This window comes from Dactylosporangium sp. NPDC050688, from assembly GCF_040654515.1.
Lineage (GTDB): Bacteria > Actinomycetota > Actinomycetes > Mycobacteriales > Micromonosporaceae > Dactylosporangium.
This window is the reverse complement of record NZ_JBFAIC010000066.1, coordinates 1-21,185: the sequence shown is the minus strand read 5'-3', so window position 1 is coordinate 21,185 and position 21,185 is coordinate 1. Positions and strand designations below refer to the sequence as shown.

At 66.8% G+C, this 21,185-nt stretch carries 17 protein-coding genes and 6 pseudogenes; 11 read left to right on the top strand and 12 right to left on the bottom strand.

The features are described 5' to 3' along the window. Window positions 1-163: 163 nt before the first annotated feature. From AB0H83_RS41210 to AB0H83_RS41200, 3 genes and pseudogenes are all read left to right on the top strand, one after another. Window positions 164-836, top strand: a pseudogene (locus AB0H83_RS41210) (IS21 family transposase); the annotation flags it as partial. Between the two features lie 479 nt (window positions 837-1,315). Continuing rightward, window positions 1,316-1,888 (top strand): RNA polymerase sigma factor, encoded by a 573-nt coding sequence (locus AB0H83_RS41205; protein WP_360105618.1) that lies wholly within the window; start codon window positions 1,316-1,318, stop codon window positions 1,886-1,888. Continuing rightward, window positions 1,885-2,832 carry a CU044_5270 family protein gene (locus AB0H83_RS41200; RefSeq protein WP_360105615.1) on the top strand — a complete coding sequence of 316 codons (948 nt, stop codon included), beginning with the start codon at window positions 1,885-1,887 and terminating at the stop codon, window positions 2,830-2,832. The genes AB0H83_RS41205 and AB0H83_RS41200 overlap by 4 nt, the downstream gene beginning before the upstream one ends. Before the next feature lie 463 nt (window positions 2,833-3,295). On the opposite strand, the gene AB0H83_RS41195 is transcribed toward AB0H83_RS41200, so the two are convergent. Further along, complete coding sequence (locus AB0H83_RS41195; RefSeq protein WP_360105612.1) at window positions 3,296-3,418, bottom strand: hypothetical protein; 123 nt, start codon at window positions 3,416-3,418, stop codon at window positions 3,296-3,298. 1,075 nt (window positions 3,419-4,493) lie between these two features. Here AB0H83_RS41195 and AB0H83_RS41190 point away from each other — a divergent pair. The 4 genes and pseudogenes from AB0H83_RS41190 (at window position 4,494) to AB0H83_RS41175 (ending at window position 9,460) form a co-directional block, all read left to right on the top strand. Further along, complete coding sequence (locus AB0H83_RS41190; protein ID WP_360105609.1) at window positions 4,494-6,191, top strand: RICIN domain-containing protein; 1,698 nt, start codon at window positions 4,494-4,496, stop codon at window positions 6,189-6,191. A 20-nt stretch (window positions 6,192-6,211) separates the two neighbouring features. Further along, window positions 6,212-7,495, top strand: a complete 1,284-nt coding sequence (locus tag AB0H83_RS41185; RefSeq protein WP_360105606.1) for a hypothetical protein — start codon at window positions 6,212-6,214, stop codon at window positions 7,493-7,495. Window positions 7,496-7,560: 65 nt separating this feature from the next. Further along, a complete protein-coding gene (locus tag AB0H83_RS41180; protein ID WP_360105604.1) occupies window positions 7,561-8,097 on the top strand; it encodes a hypothetical protein in 537 nt (178 codons plus the stop codon). A gap of 641 nt (window positions 8,098-8,738) precedes the next feature. Next, window positions 8,739-9,460: pseudogene (locus AB0H83_RS41175) on the top strand (IS6 family transposase). Between the two features lie 84 nt (window positions 9,461-9,544). Here AB0H83_RS41175 and AB0H83_RS41170 read toward each other — a convergent pair. Together AB0H83_RS41170 and AB0H83_RS41165 are read right to left on the bottom strand one after the other, a co-directional pair. After that, window positions 9,545-10,066, bottom strand: a complete 522-nt coding sequence (locus tag AB0H83_RS41170) for a DUF3995 domain-containing protein (protein WP_360105601.1) — start codon at window positions 10,064-10,066, stop codon at window positions 9,545-9,547. Between the two features lie 366 nt (window positions 10,067-10,432). Then, entirely contained in the window at window positions 10,433-11,041 is a 609-nt protein-coding gene (locus AB0H83_RS41165) for a helix-turn-helix domain-containing protein (protein WP_360105598.1), read from the bottom strand. A 218-nt stretch (window positions 11,042-11,259) separates the two neighbouring features. Here AB0H83_RS41165 and AB0H83_RS41160 point away from each other — a divergent pair, with 218 nt between their 5' ends. Next, a complete protein-coding gene (locus AB0H83_RS41160; RefSeq protein WP_360105595.1) occupies window positions 11,260-11,622 on the top strand; it encodes a VOC family protein in 363 nt (120 codons plus the stop codon). Here AB0H83_RS41160 and AB0H83_RS41155 read toward each other — a convergent pair whose 3' ends face one another. Continuing rightward, the gene (locus AB0H83_RS41155; RefSeq protein WP_360105592.1) at window positions 11,623-11,868 is read right to left on the bottom strand and encodes a hypothetical protein; all 246 of its coding nucleotides are present in this window, start codon (window positions 11,866-11,868) and stop codon (window positions 11,623-11,625) included. Window positions 11,869-12,029: 161 nt separating this feature from the next. On the opposite strand from AB0H83_RS41155, the gene AB0H83_RS41150 reads away from it, so the two are divergent. Together AB0H83_RS41150 and AB0H83_RS41145 are read left to right on the top strand one after the other, a co-directional pair. Further along, the gene (locus AB0H83_RS41150) at window positions 12,030-14,039 is read left to right on the top strand and encodes a hypothetical protein (RefSeq protein WP_360105729.1); all 2,010 of its coding nucleotides are present in this window, start codon (window positions 12,030-12,032) and stop codon (window positions 14,037-14,039) included. A 32-nt stretch (window positions 14,040-14,071) separates the two neighbouring features. Beyond that, window positions 14,072-14,467 carry a hypothetical protein gene (locus tag AB0H83_RS41145; protein ID WP_360105589.1) on the top strand — a complete coding sequence of 132 codons (396 nt, stop codon included), beginning with the start codon at window positions 14,072-14,074 and terminating at the stop codon, window positions 14,465-14,467. Between the two features lie 341 nt (window positions 14,468-14,808). On the opposite strand, the gene AB0H83_RS41140 is transcribed toward AB0H83_RS41145, so the two are convergent. Continuing rightward, a complete protein-coding gene (locus tag AB0H83_RS41140) occupies window positions 14,809-15,339 on the bottom strand; it encodes a hypothetical protein (protein WP_360105586.1) in 531 nt (176 codons plus the stop codon). 107 nt (window positions 15,340-15,446) lie between these two features. Further along, the gene (locus AB0H83_RS41135) at window positions 15,447-16,037 is read right to left on the bottom strand and encodes a hypothetical protein (protein WP_360105583.1); all 591 of its coding nucleotides are present in this window, start codon (window positions 16,035-16,037) and stop codon (window positions 15,447-15,449) included. 133 nt (window positions 16,038-16,170) lie between these two features. On the opposite strand from AB0H83_RS41135, the gene AB0H83_RS41130 reads away from it, so the two are divergent. Continuing rightward, window positions 16,171-16,806, top strand: a complete 636-nt coding sequence (locus AB0H83_RS41130; RefSeq protein WP_360105580.1) for a hypothetical protein — start codon at window positions 16,171-16,173, stop codon at window positions 16,804-16,806. Between the two features lie 228 nt (window positions 16,807-17,034). On the opposite strand, the gene AB0H83_RS41125 is transcribed toward AB0H83_RS41130, so the two are convergent. From AB0H83_RS41125 to AB0H83_RS41100, 6 genes and pseudogenes are all read right to left on the bottom strand, one after another. Then, on the bottom strand, window positions 17,035-17,517 hold the full coding sequence (locus tag AB0H83_RS41125; protein WP_360105577.1) for an SUKH-4 family immunity protein: 483 nt from the start codon (window positions 17,515-17,517) through the stop codon (window positions 17,035-17,037). A gap of 132 nt (window positions 17,518-17,649) precedes the next feature. Then, window positions 17,650-18,567 carry a tyrosine-type recombinase/integrase gene (locus tag AB0H83_RS41120; protein ID WP_360105575.1) on the bottom strand — a complete coding sequence of 306 codons (918 nt, stop codon included), beginning with the start codon at window positions 18,565-18,567 and terminating at the stop codon, window positions 17,650-17,652. 74 nt (window positions 18,568-18,641) lie between these two features. After that, window positions 18,642-19,115, bottom strand: a pseudogene (locus AB0H83_RS41115) (cold shock domain-containing protein); the annotation flags it as partial. A gap of 60 nt (window positions 19,116-19,175) precedes the next feature. Continuing rightward, window positions 19,176-19,367 (bottom strand): annotated as a pseudogene (locus tag AB0H83_RS41110) (cold shock domain-containing protein); the annotation flags it as partial. A gap of 36 nt (window positions 19,368-19,403) precedes the next feature. After that, a pseudogene (locus tag AB0H83_RS41105) lies at window positions 19,404-19,601 on the bottom strand (cold shock domain-containing protein); the annotation flags it as partial. A 1,078-nt stretch (window positions 19,602-20,679) separates the two neighbouring features. Continuing rightward, window positions 20,680-21,185, bottom strand: a pseudogene (locus tag AB0H83_RS41100) (hypothetical protein); the annotation flags it as partial.

Here is a 21,185-nt window from a genome sequence, read left to right as displayed (position 1 = left end):
GGATAAATCGGTGGGTCGGAGATCTGGTGACACGCTTTGCCGACCAGAAGGCGTGCTGTTGAGCAGGTAAACCCCCTGTGGTTTGGCGCGGTTGCCGCGATCCGGCGGCGTCGGGTGCTGTAGCTGCCGTCCCATGGTTGGGTGAAGCAGGGCCTGTCGGGTGGAGCTCGCTCGGCGGTTCGGATTGTCGCGGAACACGGTGCGGTCGGCGATGCGAGCGGTGAAGCCGCCGCGGCGTGAGCGTGGGCCGCGGGGTTCGTCGGTTGATGTGTTCGAGCCGCAGATTCGGTCGTAGCTCATTGGTGGGTGGGGTGCGTGTCCGCGCACGCTGGCCTGGGATCGGGAATCGGCGATCGGCGGGACCGGGCGGTTGACGGCGGAGGCGACGTCGTTCGCGGGGACGTTGGGCGTGGGCATCCGGCTGGCGCCGCGACGCGATCCGGAGTCCAAGGGTCTCGTCGAGCGGCGCAATGGCTACTTCGAGACGTCGTTCCTGTCGGGCCGCACGTTCACGTCGCCGTTCGATTTCAACGTCCAGATCGGTGACTGGCTGACGACCCGGGTGAACGTGCGGCACCTGCGTGCGATCGGTGCTTCGCCGGCGCAGCGGTGGAATGCCGACCGGGCTGCGATGGTCGGCCTGCCGCCGGTGGCGCCAGTGGCTCAGGTTGACCCACCGGGTCCGGCTGGGCCGCGACTACTACGTCCGTGTCGACAGCAACGACTACAGCGTGGACCCACGCGCGATCGGCCGGTTCGTCGACGTGTTCGCCAACCCGGCCCGGGTCGTGGCCTCCTGCGCCGGTCAGGTCGTCGCCGAGCATGCCCGCTTCTGGGGAACCCGGCAGACGATCACCGACTCGGCCCACCAGGCCACCGCCAGGCTTGCAGCCGTCGTCCGGGTCGGTCAGGCGAGGCATTTGCAGCGCTGGTGTGAGGTCGCCGATGTCGAGTCCCTCGCGGTGCTGCAGGTTCCGCAGCTGGCTGGTGGTGCACCAGCGCTCCGCGCCGTGCGGGTCGACGGAGCTGTTTCAGGTTTGCTCGCCGGTGTCGTCGCGGTTGATCCAGGTTGTCTCGACCTGCCAACCCGGGGCGTAGAGGGTGTGGCGACGCTGGACGTGCTGCCGCCGCTGCTGCGACCGCTGGCACGAGCGGCGGGGATGCCTCAGTCGGACACCGTAGCCGTCTGCGAGTTTGAAGGTTCTGCGGTCGAGCGTGAACTCGATTGGCGCGGGCGGGCGATACACGGTAGGCGCGAGGTTCCATGACAGATTGGATGCGGGTGAGCAGATCGTTGGGTGATGCGGTGCTACCGGTGAGTCTGGGCGATACCGAGATCATCGGCCGTTCCCGCACGCACCCCGAACTGTTCGGGGCGTTGTTCGAGCGCCACTCGGAGGCGTTGTTCCGTTACGCCTGTCGCAGGGTGGGTGCGGAGGTTGCCGAGGATGTCGTGGCCGAGACGTTCCTCGCAGCGTTTCGGCAGCGGGCCCGGTATGACCTGAGTCGCAGTGATGCTCGACCGTGGCTGTTCGGGATTCTGGTCAGGGAGGTGTCGCGGCATCGCCGGAAGGAGACCTCCCGGCTGATGGCACTGGCTCGCGCCGCTGAACCCGACCAGGTTGACGGGCTGGCTGACCGGGTCGCTGAGGACCTGACGGCGCGAAGTTCACGCGCGCGCCTGGCAGCTGCGCTGGCCGGGCTGCACCTGCGGGATCGGGACGTGTTGACGCTGATCGCGTGGCAGGAGATGTCGTACGAAGAGGTCGCCCGGGTGCTCGGGATCCCCGTGGGCACGGTGCGGTCACGGTTGAACAGGGCCCGGCGCCAGATGCAGCAGATGTTGGGCACGCGTGAACTGGCTGGCGTCTTTGAGGAGTGGGCATGAAGACAGGAACGACTATGCGGCAGTTGGGTGAGGCGCTCGATCCGCCGGCTGGCATCGTGCCGTTCCGGGCGCGACACCGCGTGTTCAGCGGGTTGAGCACCGCGCCGGCTCGGTGGCGCGGACGATTGCTGCTCGCCGGTGCCGCCGCGGCGGTGGCAGTTCTCCTGGCTGGCGGCGTCGCCGTTGTCGCGGTCCGAACTGTTCCCGGTGCACCCGCCGAGAACTCTGAGGCACTTGCCGTGTTGACCCGCGCCGCTGCGTTTGTCCGGCTGGAATCGCCGCTGTCGCCGAAGGTCGACCAGTTCGTGTTCGTTGAGATCAAGGCTTGGGGTCCGGGACGAGGTCCGGATGCGGAGCGGGTGGCATTGATCAGGTCGTGGCGTTCGGTCAACGGCGACGTCGACGGGCTTGTGCAGCGCGACGCGCCCGGCGAAGGCGGTCGTCTCGAGTTTCCAATTCCAGGCTGCCGCAACGGCCGAGCGCCCGAGTGGACCGGCGATGGCCGTCTCGACGCCACACGTACCCGGCCGTGCGAGTCGGAGCCCGGCTATCGAGCGAACCTGCCAACCGGCCCGGACGGCATGCTGACCTTCCTGCGGCAGCTCCCAGCCGTTGCGGCAGGCAGCCAGAGCGCGTTCGCGGCCGCGGCGGACCTGCTGCAGCAGACCTACATCCAACCGCAGGCACGTGCCGCGCTGTTTCTCGCAGTGGCCAAGCTGCCGGGGGTTACGGTTCGCTCTGGCGTCGCCGACGCGGCCGGCCGGGCAGGTGTCGCAGTCGGACAGGGCAACAACACTGCCCGACAGGAATTGATCTTCGAACCGGAAACCGGTCAGTTCCTCGGGACGCAGATGAACATCCTGGGCGACGAGCCGACCGCGCTTCGTCCCACCGCCCTGCTGCGAAACACCATCGTGAATCGCATCGGTGAATTGCCGGTGTAGGGGATACGAACCTCGACATGCCGGCCCGGGATGCTGGAGAGAGCCGAGAAGCCCTCTCCAGCGTCCGATCGAGAGGACCGCAGGCCCTACGGGTAGTAGTACGTTGGGCTCTGCGCGACGAACTGAAGGTGCCCCGGGCACAAGCAGTCCTGGTAACGTCGACCTGCGTCTGTGCGGCACCGCTGCCCGAGATGACCCACTCCTGGACCGGGAATTGGCCGAGGTGGTTGAGTTGGGTGCTGTACCACCCGAGCACCGCACTGTCGCTGAGCCGGACGATATTCACCTGGGCCCAGTCCGTCGCATCATTGGTGAAGTTGTAGTAGAAGTCTCCTCGCAACCTGTTGTTACCCTTGTTGATGCAAGAACCGATGTTCAGCGTGTTCTTGCATCCGCCGCCCGTTCCGAGTACGCTGGCCGGCTCGTTCGCCGGCCTCAGCACACGTGCGGGCGGCATAGGCGGTTACGCCGTCAGCTTGCCATTCACCATCACCCCGTAGGCGACTGCCCCGGCGGGCTTCGGAGGAATGTACACATCCTCGGTCGGATTCGCCTGCGCGGCCACCGGCGCCGCAACGGCAGCCATGCTCACCAATATGGCGGTCGCCATTCTTGTCAACAGACGCACTGTTCCCGTCCTCCCGTTCTGCGATTTTCTCCGGTCGTCCGGTCGACCGAAAGGCATTGTCAGAACCCTATGGGGAAGTTTCGTCGGGCGGAGCCCCAGGTGCGGTGCGTCGAAAAATGACAAATCCGACAAATGGTTTAGGAGGATTACGATCCGTCAGGCCTCGACGCACGCAAACCGCATGCGTGAGTGCTGGTGATCATTGCATTGACATGCATCACTCAAAAATTTCCTATTACAAAGGATAGTGGATCGAATCGAACGGGTGACCTCCGTCACTTGACTTGGCGATGCCGTTCTGACCCACCCCAGAGCCACCCCTGGACGGATGGCGGAAGTCGACATCACCGACGGCAACCTTGAAGCGCACCGGTTTGCGTGCCAGTTCGGCAGGCGGGACAGCTGCGGGCCCAGCGGGATGCCTCGCACGGCGGCGTCGTAGCGAGATGGCATCCACCGAGGCGAATGCAGCCTGCCAGAATGTGTTCGAGCGCAAGGGCTGTGATCGCCGGGACGGGGCGAGAGTGGGCACCCACTGGAGTGACCACGTTCAGCGGTCACCGACGAGGTGAACGGGTGCCACTACGGGCTAGCGCCGCGTGGAGGCCTGTCAGGACTCCGGTGGCACTGACGGGCACGACGCCTCGGCGGGCCGCATGGTCGCCTGCGCGCTGACGCTCGTTGTCGTGCTGGGCGTATCGGTGTGAGGGCGGTCGCCGCTGCGCCGGTGAGCCGCGCGGCCGCCGGCGCGGGGTGGCGATGTCCGAGTTTTCGGATAGCAACCAAATTACTGATCGTGTGTGATCCGTCACTGTTTTCACGGTTCGTCTATGGCAGTGTCTGTCAAGTCATAGATACGTGCTGATCTGCTGCGGGGGCGGTCAGTGGGTATGGCGACGTGATGCTGCCGCCCCTGCGCGTCCAGGGGAGGAATCGGATGCATCGTCTCAGACACAAGGGAACGGCCGCGCTCAGTGCGCTGCTGGCTGCTGCTGTCGGCGGTTTGATACCCGGTGGGACGGCTGCTGCTGCCGTGCCCGTGCCGGAGCCGGTCGCGATCGGGCAGTCCACGGACGGAGATATGCAGGTGCTCGCCGCGGACTCCGACGCGATCGGGTCGCAGGTGAAGATCCGGACGTACAGCGTCGGCATGCCGGCGTCGGTCAAGGCGCAACGGTGGACGTTCGACGTGGTGTCACCGGGTGCGACGCCTATCTACCGGATCCGGCACGCGTCGTCGGGTCGGTGCCTGCAGGCGGTGTCGGCCAGTGACGGTTCCGATGTGATCCTCGTCGACTGCGGGACCGCTGCGCAGCAGTTCTGGACCGTGGTACGTGCACAGACCTGGCCGACGAACGGGTTCGCGCTGCGCAACCAGCGTGATGGCCGGTGCCTGGATCTGTGGTACAGCGAGGACGGTCAGCCGGCGACGATGTGGGGCTGTTCGTCGGTGTATGAGACGCAGCTGTGGCGGACCCGGGTCGGTGGTTTCGACTGCCCCGAACGTGCTGAGGTCGGTCTCTGCGTCGGGGAGGACGTGCCGGTCTCCGGGGTGATGCTCAACTTCCGTCAGCAGCCGGTGTCGTTCAACGGCCCGCCGCCCAGCCCGCCGAGCAACCCGGGTTACAACGACTTGAGTAACCAGGTGAACTGGAACCCGATCGACAGCTCCGGCGGCGACTCCGGCTACGACTACGAGGAGATGGGCTGGCGAGCGTCGTACACCGCGTCGACGGGAAGCACCGCCCACACCGCGTACTGGCTGGAGGGTAGCGAGACCGCGGAGGTGTACTGGCCGATCAGCCGTCCGGACTCGACGCTCGCCGACGGGTCGGTGCACACGTGGATGAGCATGGGCACCAGCGCCGGGCAGTGGGACGTCTTCTACGACTTCAACCTGGTCGGCACCACCCAGCACGCGACCGGCAGCCGTGCCAGGCAGCTGGAGACCGGGCTGTTCGCCGGCTACGCCGAGTACGCGGCGCTCGCGACGCCGTTCGAGAACCGGATGCAGGTGTTCGGCAACGGCACCTGGCGCCGCACCCGGCTCGTCGACGTCGCGGCGTTCCCGGCCAACATCTGCGGCCAGCCGGATCCGCGTTCGATCCTCGCCGGTGAGCCGCACACTCCGCCGTACTGCTTCACCACCCAGCTCATGCCGCGGGTGTCCAACCTGCCGAGCTCGCCGACGGAGGTCGACCGGATCCAGCTGGGCAAGCCGGCCACCGGCGCGCTCGCGCTGCGGCCCGTCACGCCGCAACCGGTGACGCCGCAGGCCACCACCACATCGGTCAACGGCGTCGACCAGCGGCAGCTCGCCGCGTGCATGGCCGACGACCCGGGACGCTGCCTGGACACGGTGCCCGGACTCGCCGCGTGCGTGCAGGCCCGCAAGGTATGCAACGTCAACACCCGCAGCACCTTGGGCACGAAACCCGCGCCGATCACCGCCGACACGGCCCGGCAACGCGTCCAGACCGACGTCCACGGCGCGACCCAACCCGCTTCGAGCACGATGACCGCTGCGGACTTCGGCCGCCGTACCGGCGTCACCCTCACCGTCGACGGCGGCGCCGAGATCCACGTCGTCACCGGCGACGGCACCGTCACCGGCTTCAGCCGGAGGGCTGCCACGAACCTGCGTGGATACACCGCCGTGTACGCAGCGGCGACCGGCGACCTGCTCTACGCATGCCTGGGAACCATCTGCTCCCGGAAGGGACTGTCATGACCCGCAGCACCCGAGGTGTCATGGTTGGCGTCGCCGCCGCCGTCGCGGCCTTGCTCACCGGGGTCGGCACCGCGCACGCGGCGCCGAAACGACCGACCTTCGCCTGGGTCGTCACCGAATCCAGCGGCGGCGTCCCGACCCCCGCGAACGCACCGCCACAGACGAACAGCAACAGCCTCCGCACAAACAACCAGCGGACACTGGTCGGCACCCCGCAGGACGACCTCAAGCGGACCTGCCGCAACGAACACTTCAACCAGGCCACGACGCGGGAAGGTTGGATGGCCGACCGGTTCAACCGATGCTTCACCGGCCATCGGAAGGTCACCCTGTACAAGTTGGGCGGCGGTCCGGTCCCGGTCATGATTGCAGAGACCGAATGGGACTACACGCTCGTCGGTCTGGCCCAGAGCGCCAACAGGATCGTGGACTGGTACCTCACCTTCGACAACTGGGAGGAACGAGGCGGCGAGGAACGCGTGACAACCCCACTCAAGATCAGCTTGAGCGGCTGCACCACCACGTCGGTGTCCTGCCTACCGACATCCGGCGCCGTCGAACGACCCCTCGGGAACTGGCGCACCGACCCGCAGACGCAGATCACGATGCTGTCACCCAACGGCACCGGCGTCGGCGACACGTTCGTCATCTACAACCAGATCAAGCTCAGCATGGCGATCACACCATCGGACCCGGAGATCACCCCGTGGACCGAGAACAACATGACATCGGCGGAGATCCGCTTCGACTCCGCAGGATCAGCCCTGGCCAGCAGTGCCAACGGCACCGTGTTCTCCGACTTCAGCCCCACCTTCGACCTCGCAGCCCTGGCCCGCGCCGCGAACAACACCGCCGGCGTGCAGGAATCGATCCAGCACATCGACGACGCCCTGCACCACGTCGACCGGACCTGGCCCTCGTTCGTCGGCAAAGCGATCCCCGGCGAATACAAACCGGAGCTCGGCAGCGAGCAGCGACCGCTGCGCCGCATGACCGGCACGGACAGGATCGACAAGAATCGAGACAGAGCGAAGAAAGTATGCGTCGACGTCTGGGGCGACGGCGCCGCCACGCCCAACCTCAACTGCGACGAGTACCCGTTCGCATCCACGTACGAGGGCGCCTACTGGTCCACCACCGAAGCCGACGGCGACACCAACGGCTGGATGCAGTGGAACGGCTCGGCGCGCATGATCGGTGAGATAGACAACCAGGACGCCGGCAACCTTTACCTGAACAACAGGTTCTACAAGGCGAACCGGATACTGGACAACGACAAGTTCTTCGTCGCCATCACCAACTGAAGCCGTTCGGCTCGGCGGCGCTGCACGCGGCAGCGCCGCCGAGCCGGCCCAACGGAAGGACCGACGTGCCAACTGCTGTCGAGTCGATCATCCCGACCGGCGAGGGTGTGTTTCTCGTCCGCGACGTCTCCGCCACCAGCCCGGAGTCGCAGCGGCCGGCCTGGGACGCCGCTCGCATCCCCGGCAGCCGCGGCGGTCGCCTTCTCGGTGCAGCCGGCGCGGTCCTGCTCGTCAGATGCGCACACCAATTCAGCAGGCCCCTGCTGCGGATCGAACCACTGGACGCCGAACCCGTCGACACCGAACCGCCGTGGCAGTGGCAGCCCGCAGCCGTCCTCACCCTGCCCACCGGCCGGGTGAACGTCGACATTTACGAGGAGGGTGTCCCGGACCGCATGTTGGACATCCCCGTCGGCTCAGGCCCAGGCGACTACGGCATCCAGCTCGGCCACACCGGACGCATCGAAATGCAGACACGCGCCGCCGAAGTCGAACGCGACACCCAGACCGCCGACACCGAAACATCCATCGCAGCATGGCGCGCCCTCGACGGCGTCGAGCAGTACCTCCTGCGCATCTGGCCGATCACCACCACCAGCTGAGCTACCGCGCTCGACGGCGCTGCCGCCGGACCAGCAGCGCCGACCGATACGCGGACACGATAGTTGCATGCCAGCTGCCGCGGAGTCGATCATCCCGACAGTCGAGGCGTGCTCTACCTCCGCGACGTCTCGGCCACCGAACCGGTGTTCGCACCGGGTGGCGTGGTGCGCCGTTCGCATCCCAGGCAGCCCGCAGGACGTGCCGGGGCTTCTTGCCGTCTGAGGGTCAGACGCGGACGGTCGCATCCTCGCCCACCCTGGCGACCTAGAGCATGCCGGCGGGAACGGCGTACTAGTAGGACCGGGCGTGACCTGCTGCCGATGGTGACGCTGCTACCCAGAGCCAGCGAGTGCGGCGTCGACTCGACGGACCTCCACGAACTGATGACATAGCGCGACGACCTCACTCGGCGACAGCGATGTCTATACGAAGCGTAAAATTGACCCGTACTATCGCCGTGCGGCCACCAAAAATGACCGTTTGATCGATCATCCAATTGGCGGGCAAGCATGCCCGTTCGGCCAGGTGCATCATACGATTGATAGCGTCAAATCACCCATAACCGCTTAAAGCGGCGGCTGTCATTACGTTTCGCGGCTCCGTTGCGTTGAGCGTTGCCCTGGTCGGGCACGCTTGAGTCGTGAAGGTCTCCAGCCTCTGGCGTCCAGCCCGGCCGGCACGGTCGGCGTTCGCCGGGTTCCGTTTCCCGCCGGACGTCATCGTGGTCGCGGTCCGGCTGTACCTGCGGTACAACCTGTCCTACCGCGACGTCGAGGAACTCCTGATCGAGCGTGGTGTCGAGGTCGACCACGTCACGATCTTCCGCTGGGTGCAGCGGTTCACGCCACTGCTGGCCGATGCAGCCAGATTCTGCCGGCATGCACCCGGTGACAGGTGGCATGTCGACGAAACCTATGTGAAGGTCAACGGTGTCTGGCGGTACGTGTACCGGGCCGTCGACCAGGACGGGCAGGTCATCGACGTGCTCGTGTCCGCCCGTCGGGACGCTGCTGCGGCGCGCCGGTTCTTCCGCCGGGCGATGGCCATGTTGAAGGTGCGACCAGCCGAGGTGGTCACTGACGCGGCGCCGGTGTATCCGGCGGTGCTCGATGAGCTGGCACCGTGGGCGTGGCACCACGTCGAACGGCATGCCAACAAAACCGGATCGAGGCCGACCATGGTCAGCTGAAACAGCGGCTCAGACCGATGCGCGGGCTACGCAGCGACCGGACTGCCCAGACGATCATCGCTGGACACGCGTTCATGCAGAACCTCCGCCGCGGACATTACGAACTCGGCGTCGACGCCCCGCGCGGACTCCGCGTCGCTGCGGCGTTCACCGAACTCGCCACCGCCGTCTGAGACCCGACCGGCACCCGCCCAAACGCGCCTACTGATCGGCAGACGCAACAGCGCCGTTGTGGTCCGTCTTGTCGGCGACGTGCGTCAGGTCGCGTTGCTGCTCGGCGTGCCGGTGCTTGAGATGAGGGTGGCCGCGAGAAACAGCAATCCTCCGACGAGGAACCAAGGCTCGTACAGGCCGGCGGAGAAGCGTTGCAGTGCAGGTAGATCGGTCAGTCGCGCCTCGGTGAGTATCAGCCGGGCCCAGTCCGGCACGGTGGGTAGCGAGTGGGCCAGCAGTACGACGGCAACAGTCCAGCCTGAGACGAGCCGGAGGCGTCGGCGCAGCCAGCGCGGACCGCCGCCGGGCAGCAGCCAGGCGAGGTAGCCGCCCACCGCCAACGCCGGAACAGCAAGGACATCGATGATCAGTAGCGGGCGGTTGTCGAGCAGGGACATCCCGCCCGGCAGGCCCGCCGTACCGCCGGCAAGCCAGTACACGTGAACTGCGGCGAAGACGACGGCCCATGCAGCGGCCGCGACACTGACCCGCCTTGCCCACCGTTGCCGGGCGGAACGCTGGTGTGGCACGGCCTGGGCGGCGACTGATGACGACAGGACAGTCATTCGTCCATGTTCAGCCGCGGTGCTGGCTGTGCCATCAGGGAATTCCCGGACGGCTGCCCTGGTTTGTCGTCGGCACGACGACTGCCCGGCGGGGATCAGGGGTGATTCCACCGCCGAGCTAAGGCGTGCACCACCACGCCTCGCATGAAGGTCGGACGCATGCACATCGGCCACGAGCGCGCGGACCACCACGACGCGGTGACGTACAGAGCATGACGGCTGCCGACTGGCCCGCACTCGGGCGGCGGCAGATCCGTGCATCCGTCTTGACGTGCTGCAAGACTTGAGGCGGTGAACACAGAAGACCTCGTCGCTCAAGCGGGGGCGAGCCGGCACCCGCCCTCGGCGCTTCCCGGCCCCGTGACCTCACGGGCCAGGGTCGGCGGGACGGCGAGTCTCGGCGGTTACCGGGCGCAGTCCGTCAATCATGAACGCCAGCAGACGGTCGCCCTGCTCGGCGGGGACCTGCTCGCGGACCCAGGCAGCCGCGTTGACGAGCGCGAACATGTCCGCGGCGCTGGCTTCGGCCCGCACGAGACCCGCCGAGCGCGCTCGATCGAGCAGCCGCTCGCCGGCGGCGGTCATCTGCTGGCACGCCCGGTGTAGCGGAGAACTCTCGTCCTTCAGGGAGCTCAGCAGTGAGCTGGCCAGCCCTCGATAGGCGGACATGTGCGCCCCAGTCGCGCCGGCCCACCGGGCGAGGGCCTCGCCGGGCGACGGGTGCGTGAGCAACTCCTCGGCGGTGGCAACGAGCCGGTCGATGCTCTCGTGCAGCATCGCTTCGAGCAGCGCCTGCCGGGTCGGAAAGTGCCCGTACAGCGTGCCGATCGACACTCCGGCTCGGCGCGCGATCTCCTCCAGCGATGCCTCCGTGCCCCGTTCCCGGAAGGCGACCTCCGCCTCCGCGAGCACCCGTTCGTAGTTGCGGCGGGCGTCGGCACGCATCCGGCGTTGGGGCATGTTCGCGGCGCTCACCGTACCTCCTTGCTAAGTCGAGGCCCCCTCGATATATTTCGAGGCAGCCTCAGCTTAGCTGAACACGAGGGGACTCCATATCGACCAGGGCCACCGCGATTGGTCCCTGTGGCCGCCCGCGTGACCGGTGTTGAGCGGAGCCGGGCCACGACAGCGCGGTTGGATCACTACCTGCGGCCACTTCGTGGCCCGCGAACCTGGACGAGAAGGAGTGGAGGATGCCGATCGCCACGGTGCGAGGCGTGACCATGGACTGCGCCGATCCCCGGGCTCTGGCCCGGTTCTACCAAGAGCTGACAGGCATGGAACTCAGCTACGACGCCGACGAGTTCGTTGCCCTGACCGCTGGTTCAGGCCGCGACCTGGGCTTCCAGCGAGTCCACGGATACCGAGCCCCGCAGTGGCCAGATCAGGAGGTGCCACAACAGTTCCACCTGGACCTCCAAGTGGAGGACCTCGACGCCGCGGAGAAGCTGGCGCTGGAGCTCGGCGCGGTCAGGCCCGACCATCAGCCGGGCGGCAACCGGTGGCGGGTGCTACTGGACCCAGCCGGTCACCCGTTCTGCCTGACCGCCGGCTGACTACCGCAGTCCGCCGCGGACCGCAGCGTACGGGTCCAGGTAGAGCGTGCGGCTGGCTGCGTCGGAGGCGCCGATCGTCTCGGTGACCCGGGGCGCCACCACGATGACCACGAACGCGCCAACATGATCGCCACCGGTGAACACAGCTCGGATGCACTGAAATCGGCATGTCAGGCCACCGATGGCGGAAGCGCGGTCACCCGCTGTGACGAACTCCAGTTGCCCTTCGCGCACCAGACGCGGCATGAGCGAGCATCTGATCAAGCGCGCGGACACCTACTGGTCTCCTCGCAGTTCGACTGACCGCTGGCCACCGGCGTCGTCAGTGACCGTGCGGACAGCCGGAAATGCGTTTCTCCGATTGCAGGCACTTCGTAGGATCTGCGGTGATCGAGGAGGATGACGCAGTGGGTGATTTCCAGCAGTTCGTGACAGATGTGACTTCACGTCTGTCCGCGATGTCCAGGGACGAGATGTACGTCGTCGGCGACGGTCTCGACCGGGACTCACTCTGGCTCACCTTTCTCGATTCCTTCCCCGCCGGCACCAATCTCCGGTTCCGTGAGCGGTCCGAGTACGACTGCTCGACCTGCCGCGGGTTCATCAAGAACTTCGGTAACGTCGTCGAGATCCACAACGGACAGGTCCGCTCCGTCTGGTCCGGGGTGTCCGCATCCGACCCGGTCTTCTCCGTCGTCGCCGCCGCAATGGACGAGTTCGTCGGCACGCTGCCGTTGTCCACCATTTTCCGGTCCACCGAGGCGCAGTACGGGACGAGGACGACTCGGGCGCTGCGCGACGGCCAGGTCGAGGTGTGGCACCACCTGTACGGCCGGGTGGAGAAGCGGCATCGCATCCAAGACGTCGGCGCGGCACGGGGCGCCTTCGACGCCGCGGTGCAGGTGTTCCAGCGTGGCCTGGCCGAGTTGACCCAGCACGCTCTGGACACCGTCGTCGACCTCATCGACGACAATGCCCTCTACCGCGGCACGGAGCATCGCCGGGCGGTGACCGAGTTCCGGTCACTGCAGAAACTGTGGACGAAGACGACCGACGGACGGGCCTTCATTTTCGCCAACGCCATGAACCCGGCAGCCCGGTTCCGCAACACGGTGATCGGCACCCTCGTCCAGGATCTCTCCGCGGGCGTCGACCTGGAGCAGGCGGTCCGGTCGTTCGAGACGAAGGTGGCACCGCAGAACTACCAGCGCCCTACGGCGTTGATCACCCCGGCCATGGTCAAGGCTGCCATGAAGACCATCGACGAGTTGGGCATCGAGGAGTCGTTGCAGCGACGGTTCGCCCGGCTGTCCGACGTGTCGGTCACCAACGTGCTATGGGTCGACAACGACACACAGTCGCGGATGAAGGACGGCATCGAAGGGCTGCTCATGCAGGCGGCCACCATGAGGCCGGCAGGTGCGCGCCTTCGTGACGCGAAGCCGGAGGAGATCCCCGTGGTCACCTTCATGAAAGACATCCTGCCCGGCGCCGCGACCATCGACCTGTGGGTGGCCAACAGCCACGAACCGCACTTCGTCAGTCTCACCACCGGCCGGCACCCGACCGCTCCGCGGCTGTTCACCTGGGACAACGACTTCGCCTGGTCCTACAACGGCAACGTCGCCGACTCGATCAAGGAGAAGGTCAAGCGGGCCGGCGGCAACGTCACCGGCAAGCTGCGGGTGAGCCTGTCCTGGTTCAACCACGACGACCTCGACCTGCACGTGTTCGAACCCAACGGCGACCACATCTGGTACCAGGACAAGCGCAACAAGCTGGACGTCGACATGAACGCGAGCGGGCCGTTCTCGCGCGATCCGGTGGAGAACGTCACCTGGACCGGCAACGTCCCCGACGGCGAGTACCGCATCGAGGTGAACCAGTTCCACAGGCGGGAAAGCACCCAGGTCGGCTTCGTGATCGAGATCGAGAGCAACGGGAAGATCGAGCATTACATCCACGAGCGGGCGGTCGGCCACAAGGAGACCGTCGAGGTGGGCCGGATGACGGTCGCCGACGAGGTAATCACCGCTTTCCGGCCGGGTAAGGACATGCAGTCCGGCAGCGCAGGCAAGGACCTCTGGGGAATCACCACCGAACAGTTCGTGCCGGTGTCCACCGTCATGTACTCGCCGAACTACTTCGACGACGGCGAGGTCGGCAACCGCCACTACTTCTTCATCCTGAAAGGGTGCGTGAACGACCAGCCGACCCGCGGGATCTACAACGAGTTCCTCCGCGGCGACCTGCAACCGCACCGCAAGGTGTTCGAGGTTCTCGGCGATCGCACCAAGTGCGAGCCGTCCCCGGATCAGCTGTCCGGCCTGGGCTTCAGCTCCACGGTCCGTAACTCTGTGGTCGCCAAGGTGACCATGACTGGCGGCCGGCGCCACCTCATCAGCATCCAGTTCTGATTTCGTACCCAGAGAATCGGAGAGAGGCCATCGTGACCATTTTTGAGAAGGCCACGCGGGAGAAGTTCCGCTACCCGTCGGCCAAGGGACTGCTGACCACGGAACAGCTGTGGGAGCTTCCGCTGACCGCCAAGTCCGGCTTCAGCCTCGATGACGTGGCCAAGGCGGTCAACGCCGAACTCAAGGCCATCGATACCGAGTCGTTCGTGGCCACCGAGACCAATCCGGCCAAGGCAACCTTGGAGACCAAGCTCGAGGTCGTCAAGCACGTCATCGCCATCCGCCTCGCGGAGGACCAGGCGGCGAAGGCAGTGGCAGCCAAGAAACTGGAGAAGGAAAAGCTGCTGGCTGTCCTGGGTCGCAAGCAGGACGCGGTCCTGGAGAACCTGACCGAGGCAGAGTTGCTGGCCCGGATCAACAACCTGTAGCCCGCCTGCAGTCAGCGTCTGCCAACGGGCCCGCACATCGCCGAGAAGTACGGTCGACATGCAAGACTCGCGCGACCAGGCTGGCGCCCACGGCCACTTCTCGGCGGACTCACCTCGGCACGACGGCGGGCGCGGCGCCCGCTCATCGGCTACGAGTGAGCGCCGTTACTGCGACTCGCCGCACTGGACGCGCCGCTACAAAGCGTGACGGCCGACGTCTCTGCTGGCTGGCAAACTCACCGCACGCTTGTCGACGCGCGACGCGGGCTGCCGGCCGGGTCCTGCCGGCGGCGCGACGATCCTTGGCGAACCGCTGCCCGGTCGGCGGCCGGCCGAGATGACTACTCTCGGAGTGATGGCGTCGCGGCGCTGCTGTCCAGCCGCTGCCGCGGAGCGCGTGGCCATCGGTTGGTGCGCCGGCGACCATCGATATCGTTGAAGCTCACCTCAGCATAGGTCGTTATGAGATCACCTTTCTTGCTGTAGTCGATCAGGAGGTGGCGGCGCCACGTGCGTTCGCCGCCACCGACGACCACCGGTGCGCTCAGTGTCAGGGTGTCCGTTCGCGAGTCCATGACCCCGTCGTGGCGGAGACGGAGAACGTCGCACGGGAACTGCAACCGAACATGTACGTCGTCTATCGGCAGCCTTCCTGGATTGACCAGGACTATCTCGTACAACCACTTGGACGTACCGTCGGCGCGCTCCACGCGGCTGGGTGCTTCCACAGGACGCCATGACACTGCCACGCCGTCGAGCATGACCCGACGATCATGTCGTGCCTGTCGGTTGAGCAGCCACACCTGATACCCGGTGAACAGGAGCCCAATCGCCGCCGCCATGCCCGATGCCGTCGCAATCCAGTCCACCACCGGTCCACCTCCGTCGATACACTCGTCATCCGCCGCCACCGTAGCGGTTACCCCCGCCTGGACCCTTCATCGATTCGTCCCACAAATGTCGCATCGGTGAAGGACGCCTACGCGGGGTTGAGACCGAGTCGCTGGAGCAGCAGTAAGAAGAGATCTTCTGCGAACGTCTCGTGCCCGTCCAGGACGCTCGTGATTGCCTCGACGGTGTCCGGGGTCAGGCCGGCGTCCCGTGCCCAGGCCTGCGCGGAACGGGCGCCCGCCATGCCACCCGGCGCTTGAGCGAGGATTTCGCCTCGGGTCAGTTCGACCTGAGCCTCATACGCAGGGTCACGCCAATCGTCGCCGAGGTAGTTGCCGTCGTCGTCAAAGGGAGCCGGTGGGGGCAGTAGAAAACCCATGGCAGAGTCGAGTTGCAGCCACACGCTCCACGGCTGGGCGGATGTCCCCGCGGCGACCACGTGCACAGCGTCGCTGTCCAGCACGCGACCGAGCAGCACCGGAGCTCCGATCACGGCGTGCAGTTGTTCGAGGAGATCGTCAGGTAGCGATCCGGCCGGGTCATGGACGATCCACACCCGCCAGCCTGCACTCCACGGGCCGCCGCGGGAAACAGCGCCTTGCAGCGTCCTAATCGCCGGCAACATCTGTGCGGGCGGCTCGTCCGACCGCAAGACCACGTAGGTGCCCCAGAATCCCATACCTGTCCCACCCGGCGTCAGATATTGACCTTGGCGAGAGCCTAGACGGTGCTGATTCACTCCAGGAGGGACGCAGGCTGGGGCTCGCACGCCAGCATGGTCGCGCTCTGACAGGCAGGAGAGACTACCCGCCATGGGAAACTCGGCCGTCTATCTGATCCACACCAGCGATGACCTCGGCAAGGTGTACGCCATGGCCCAGCGCCTTCTGGCCACCGCGCCGACCTGCTGTCAGCCGGAAGTCGGTGTGTACGTCGAGACCGACTCGCACGACCTGGACCGGTACGTGGGCGTCGCCGCCATCGTCTGCCTGAGTCTCGACATCCCGGCTTATGCGGTGCGTCAGGCCAGAGCTGTGCTGGAGCCGTGTCTAGCACCAGATGACCTGCCGATGTCACGCAGGGATGACGGCGGCGTACACCTGGCGACGACCCTGACGGTCGAAATGGCCGCCGCACTGCGGGAACTGCCGCCGATGAACGCTCATGTCTACCCACCTGACCATCCGCTGCCAAGCACGTTGGCTGACACGTTCCTCGCGCTGGTGAACATGGAGCCGGCGGAGATCTCGTGGATGACATGCTGGCCAGGCGTGCATCACGAGTCCGGGTTCCAGCTCGGCGTCAACGGTGCCGTGCTGTGGCACCGTCCGCCGCCTTCCGGCCACAGTCTCTACGTGCACGTGCCCCCGGCAATGCCCCAACTTGCCGAACACCTTGCCGCGGCGGTCGGTGGCGACATCCTCGGCGAGCCGACGTTGGGCTGGTGAACACCGCAGACGTCCGTCGCATCCGGCGCTGCGCACTCATCTCAGCAGGACAGGAAGCCTCGGCCACGGTGCGCCGTTGACGGTCTGTGACGAGCTCCGCTCGGTCCAGCGCACCAACGGCGGCATGAGCGTGCATTTGATCAAGCGGTCGGAATGGCCGGACGGTGCGCGCGACTCATGGCAGAAGCATGCTCGTGGCCCTATTGACTGGTCACGTAGACCGGCCCGCTACTCTTCTGCCCCATAGTCGCCGTCAGCGACGTCGGCCACGATGTCCTGCCAGTGCGTGCCCGGGATGCTCAACGCTGACGGATCAATCGCTGTCAGCGCGGCTACCAACTTCGCGACGGCTGCATCCATCACCTCGTCGTCCGCGTTCCGCTCATGGAACGGAACCATCTCGTCGAACTTCGCCAGGGACAGCGCGAACTGCCGGACCGTCTTGTTGACATACCACGTCCCGCCATAGGTGCCGGACACGAAGACCTCGCCGGAGCGCGGGTCGACGCAGAGGCGGCCTCCTGAAACCTGACCGAGGCATACGGCCGGTGTGCCGTACGGTGAGATGACGACATCTGCCGCGGGATCCGCCTCGAAGATCAGATCTTCGGTGGGCAGCCCGTTGCACACAAGGAGGTCTCTGGTGTCCGGATCAGCTATGCCATCGATTGCGGGGCCAGCGTAAAACGTCCGCCCGATGCCGTTCTCCACGGCATCACGATAGACGGGCCAGCTCAGCAGGGAACGCGATAGAACGGCCTGCGACAGGACCACCTGACGGCTTCGGACTCGAATTCATGCGCTCGTCAAACTTCCTGTCATCGGCATGGTCGCGCTCCAAGGTCAGGTTCCGGAGGCCATGAAGGCCGCGAGGATGTAGTTGGGATGCCGGTCGAGGTTGTTGCGGGCCCGGTCGTAGCGCATCGTCGTTCGCGGGTCGGCGTGGCGGGCGGCGATCTGCACGTCGCGGAGGCTGACGCCGGCATCCAGCATGGTCGTGACGAACGTATGACGCAGCATGTGGGGATGCATCCGAGGCATCCGAACGCCAGCCGCGAAGGCCAGATGTCGCAGCCGGCGGGAGGCGGCGTGGCGGTCCATTCGTCCGCCGAGGGAGTTGCGCAGGATCGGACCGTCGGTGCGGTCGTCGGCGGCACGTTCGATCGTCCTGGCTACTGCTGGCGGCAACGGGATCAGAACGACCTTGCCGCCTTTGCCCCGCACGCGCAGGACGCGGTGGCCGTACTCTTCGCCGAGGTCGGTGATGTTCGACCCGCACGCTTCGAAGATCCGCAGTCCGAGCAGGCCGAGAAGGGCGACGAGAGCGAAGTCGTTCGGGTTGTTCGACAGCCGGGCGGTGGTGATCAGCGCTTCGAACTGCAGGTGGCCGAGGCCGAGGGTCGGAGACTCGGCTGGGACGGTGGGACGGCGGACGTAGTCGGCGGGTGAGTGCGGCAGGATGCGGTCGATGACGCAGACTCGGTAGAACCCGACCACGATCGACAGCCGGCGTGAGACGGTGGACGGCTGGTAGTGACGGACGTCCTGCAGCCAGCGCACGTACCGCTCTATGTCGACTCGGACCGCTGTGAGCGGGTCGAGCTCGTGATCGGTGCACCAGCGCAGGAAGACGTGCAGGTCGGACTCGCTGTGCTGACGGGTCAGGCCGCGGTAGCGACCGAGATAGGCCGCTACCGCGGCTCGCAGGACAAGCTCACCCGAGGGCTCGAGACGGGCGCTGGGAACACGAAATTCAGCCATGTATCACGGTGCGTCACCAGCGGTGATGAACGCCAGCACTCACGCCGCGGCAGATGAGCATGTGTTCAGAGGTGTCAGAGGCGCTCCACGCGGTCGGCCTGCAGGCCCCGGTCGCTCTGACGCACCGTGTACCGGACCTGGTCGCCCTGCTGCAGCGGTTCCGACCCGGCGACCACGGATACGTGGACGAACAGGTCGTCGCCTCCGGCGTCCGGGGTGATGAACCCGAACCCGCGGTCGCCGTCGTAACGTGCGACGACGCCGTGGCCCGCGCGTGCGGGCACGCCCCGTGACGGCGGCTTACTCCTGGCGGGTGGCGGCCCGGCCGGTGCCGGGCGTCGCGGTGGCGGCGCGGGCTCGGCCCCTCGGACCAGCTGCACGTCGCGGGCCTGCGGGCCCTTGTCGCTGCTGACCAGCTCGTACGCCACGCGGTCGCCCTCTGTCAGCCAGGTGAGGCCCTCGGCCAGGGACCGGGCGTGGACGAAGACGTCCCCGGCGCCGGAGTCCGGGGCGATGAAGCCGAAGCCCTTGTCCTCGTCGTACCAGGAGACGGTTCCGTCCGCCCCGTCGGCACCGCCTGCCGTGGCGGACAGGCCGGCCCCAGGACCGAGCGGGATCACGTGCGCGGCCTGCGGGCCGCGCTCGCCCTCGACGACGACGAAGGCCACCCGCTGCCCGTCGCTGACCACGCCGCCGGTCACGATGGCCGAGCTGTGCACGAAGATGTCGGGGCCGCCGCCGTCTGGCGATGCGAACCCGTACCCCTTGGTCGGCTCGTACCAGTTGACCGTGCCGAGCAGGCCCACGGCACCGCCAGCGGCCTGCTCGGCGGTGCCGCGCACGCGCAGCGCCTGGGGACCGCGGTCGTTCTTGCCGGCCTCAAACTCGACGGCCTGGCCCTCACGGAGCACCTTCGAGCCGCCGTCCCCGACGATCTCGGAGGCGTGCACGAACACGTCTGGTGATCCGTCGTCAGGCGCGAGGAAGCCGAACCCCCGTTCGGCGTCGAACCAGCGGACGATCCCGTGCGGCATAGGAAAGCTCCAGGTCGTTAGAGCGGCATTGCTCCCAGTCTCGCTGACGTCGTCGTGCCCGGGACCACCGGGACCGGCCACGGTCAGTCGGTTGCAGGAGGTCGTAGGCGGCCAGGACGCGGGCGGCGGTCGCGAACGACCCCTCAAGCCCAGGAAGAGGACCGTCGAACAGCATGCTTTCCGACCTCCCTCCAGCGTCTTGTCCTGACCGGCGGTCCTCACCCGGCCAAGAGAAACGTCCGCTCATCGGCAGATGAGTGCGTCGATCTCGGTTTCGTGAGGGTGCGCGATCGGCGGTCCAGGGTCTCGTGGTCCATGCCGTAGCGATCGCGTTGTGTTCCGGTGGTGATCGGATGTAGCGCAACCGTTCAGCACGCCGGGCGCCGTTTCGGCACGCGAGCCCGTCGGCCGCCCGTTGGCGGCGGGCGTTGGAAGGCGAGATCGCGTGGACCTGCGGATACGCGCCGCACGCTTCCGGTACAGGGCCTTGCGAAACGGCACGATTCGTGAGAGTGCAACCGTGGAAGAGAACGCACCTCGATCTTCTGACTACGGATCAGAAGGTTAGAGGTTCGAGTCCCTTCGGGCGCGCACGATCAAGAGGCGGTTGAACTGCGGAAACGTAGATCAACCGCCTCTCGCGTTGTTCGTCCATCGTGGCCCTGAGGTGTTCCGAAAGTGATCGGCTGTTTCGGAACGGTTCAGGTCGACCTGTGCTGATGGACGCTCCTCCGTGCCGGTCGGTCTTGACCTTGACGGCCGCCGGGGGTGGCCGAACCGATGCTGATCGGCGCCGAGCGATTTCTGACTTCAATCCGCGAAGGCGGTGTCGCGGACATCATCTTCTCGCGAGCCGCACGGCGGGCCGGGCCCAGCGTGTACTTCGACGCCGAGCCGCCCGCCGGCCGGTACCGCTCGCAACGTGACCCAGTGAGTTCGTCTGGCGCCGGAGCAGCCGCCGTACCGGGACGAAAAGGCCGCAGCCGCTCCTTTACCGCATCATGACCGTTCGGCTATCCAGACTTGCCGCTCACGCGCACGGCGGTGGCACGGCCCGGCCGGGTCGCGACCACCCGCGCTACCGGGTCGGTGGCCGTTGACCGGTCTGCGGCGGCGCGGCCTGCGTGTCGTCGTCCGCCGCGGGCGTTGGTGACGGCGGGCGGGTGGCCCGCTGGCCGGGGGACTGGTCACGGGACGCCGAGGGGGCTTGCTGGCCGGCGGCGACGGGTGTGGCGGCGGGCTGCGGCCTTTCTGCCATCAGCCGTTCGGCGTCGCTCTGGCCGGCCGCGTACGCCTTCGGGAGTTCGGAGCGGCGGGCCGACTCTGTCTCCGCCCGGTCCAGCCATCTGTCCCAGCGCGCCTGCATCGGCTTCACCAGACCGCCGCCGACGCCGACGATCAGGATGCCGGCCACGGCGGCAAGCACCGCGATCAGGATCGGGGTCGTGACGGTGGTCGCCACCCCGATCTGGTTGAGCGCGGCGATGACGCCGATACCGAGGATGAACACGGAGGCGATGTTCGCCACCGCGCGGCCGTAGGAGAGTCCCCCCAACGCGCTGGACACGATGTCTCTTACCGCGG

Bases quoted from the DNA above. Each gene is read 5' to 3' on its own strand.
- AB0H83_RS41200 (WP_360105615.1), top strand. From the start codon at position 1,885: ATGAAGACAGGAACGACTATGCGGCAGTTGGGTGAGGCGCTCGATCCG.
- AB0H83_RS41195 (WP_360105612.1), bottom strand. From the start codon at position 3,418: ATGGCTGCCGTTGCGGCGCCGGTGGCCGCGCAGGCGAATCCGACCGAG.
- AB0H83_RS41185 (WP_360105606.1), top strand. From the start codon at position 6,212: ATGGTTGGCGTCGCCGCCGCCGTCGCGGCCTTGCTCACCGGGGTCGGC.
- AB0H83_RS41170 (WP_360105601.1), bottom strand. From the start codon at position 10,066: ATGACTGTCCTGTCGTCATCAGTCGCCGCCCAGGCCGTGCCACACCAG.
- AB0H83_RS41160 (WP_360105595.1), top strand. From the start codon at position 11,260: ATGCCGATCGCCACGGTGCGAGGCGTGACCATGGACTGCGCCGATCCC.
- AB0H83_RS41155 (WP_360105592.1), bottom strand. From the start codon at position 11,868: ATGCCGCGTCTGGTGCGCGAAGGGCAACTGGAGTTCGTCACAGCGGGT.
- AB0H83_RS41135 (WP_360105583.1), bottom strand. From the start codon at position 16,037: ATGGGATTCTGGGGCACCTACGTGGTCTTGCGGTCGGACGAGCCGCCC.
- AB0H83_RS41130 (WP_360105580.1), top strand. From the start codon at position 16,171: ATGGGAAACTCGGCCGTCTATCTGATCCACACCAGCGATGACCTCGGC.
- AB0H83_RS41120 (WP_360105575.1), bottom strand. From the start codon at position 18,567: ATGGCTGAATTTCGTGTTCCCAGCGCCCGTCTCGAGCCCTCGGGTGAG.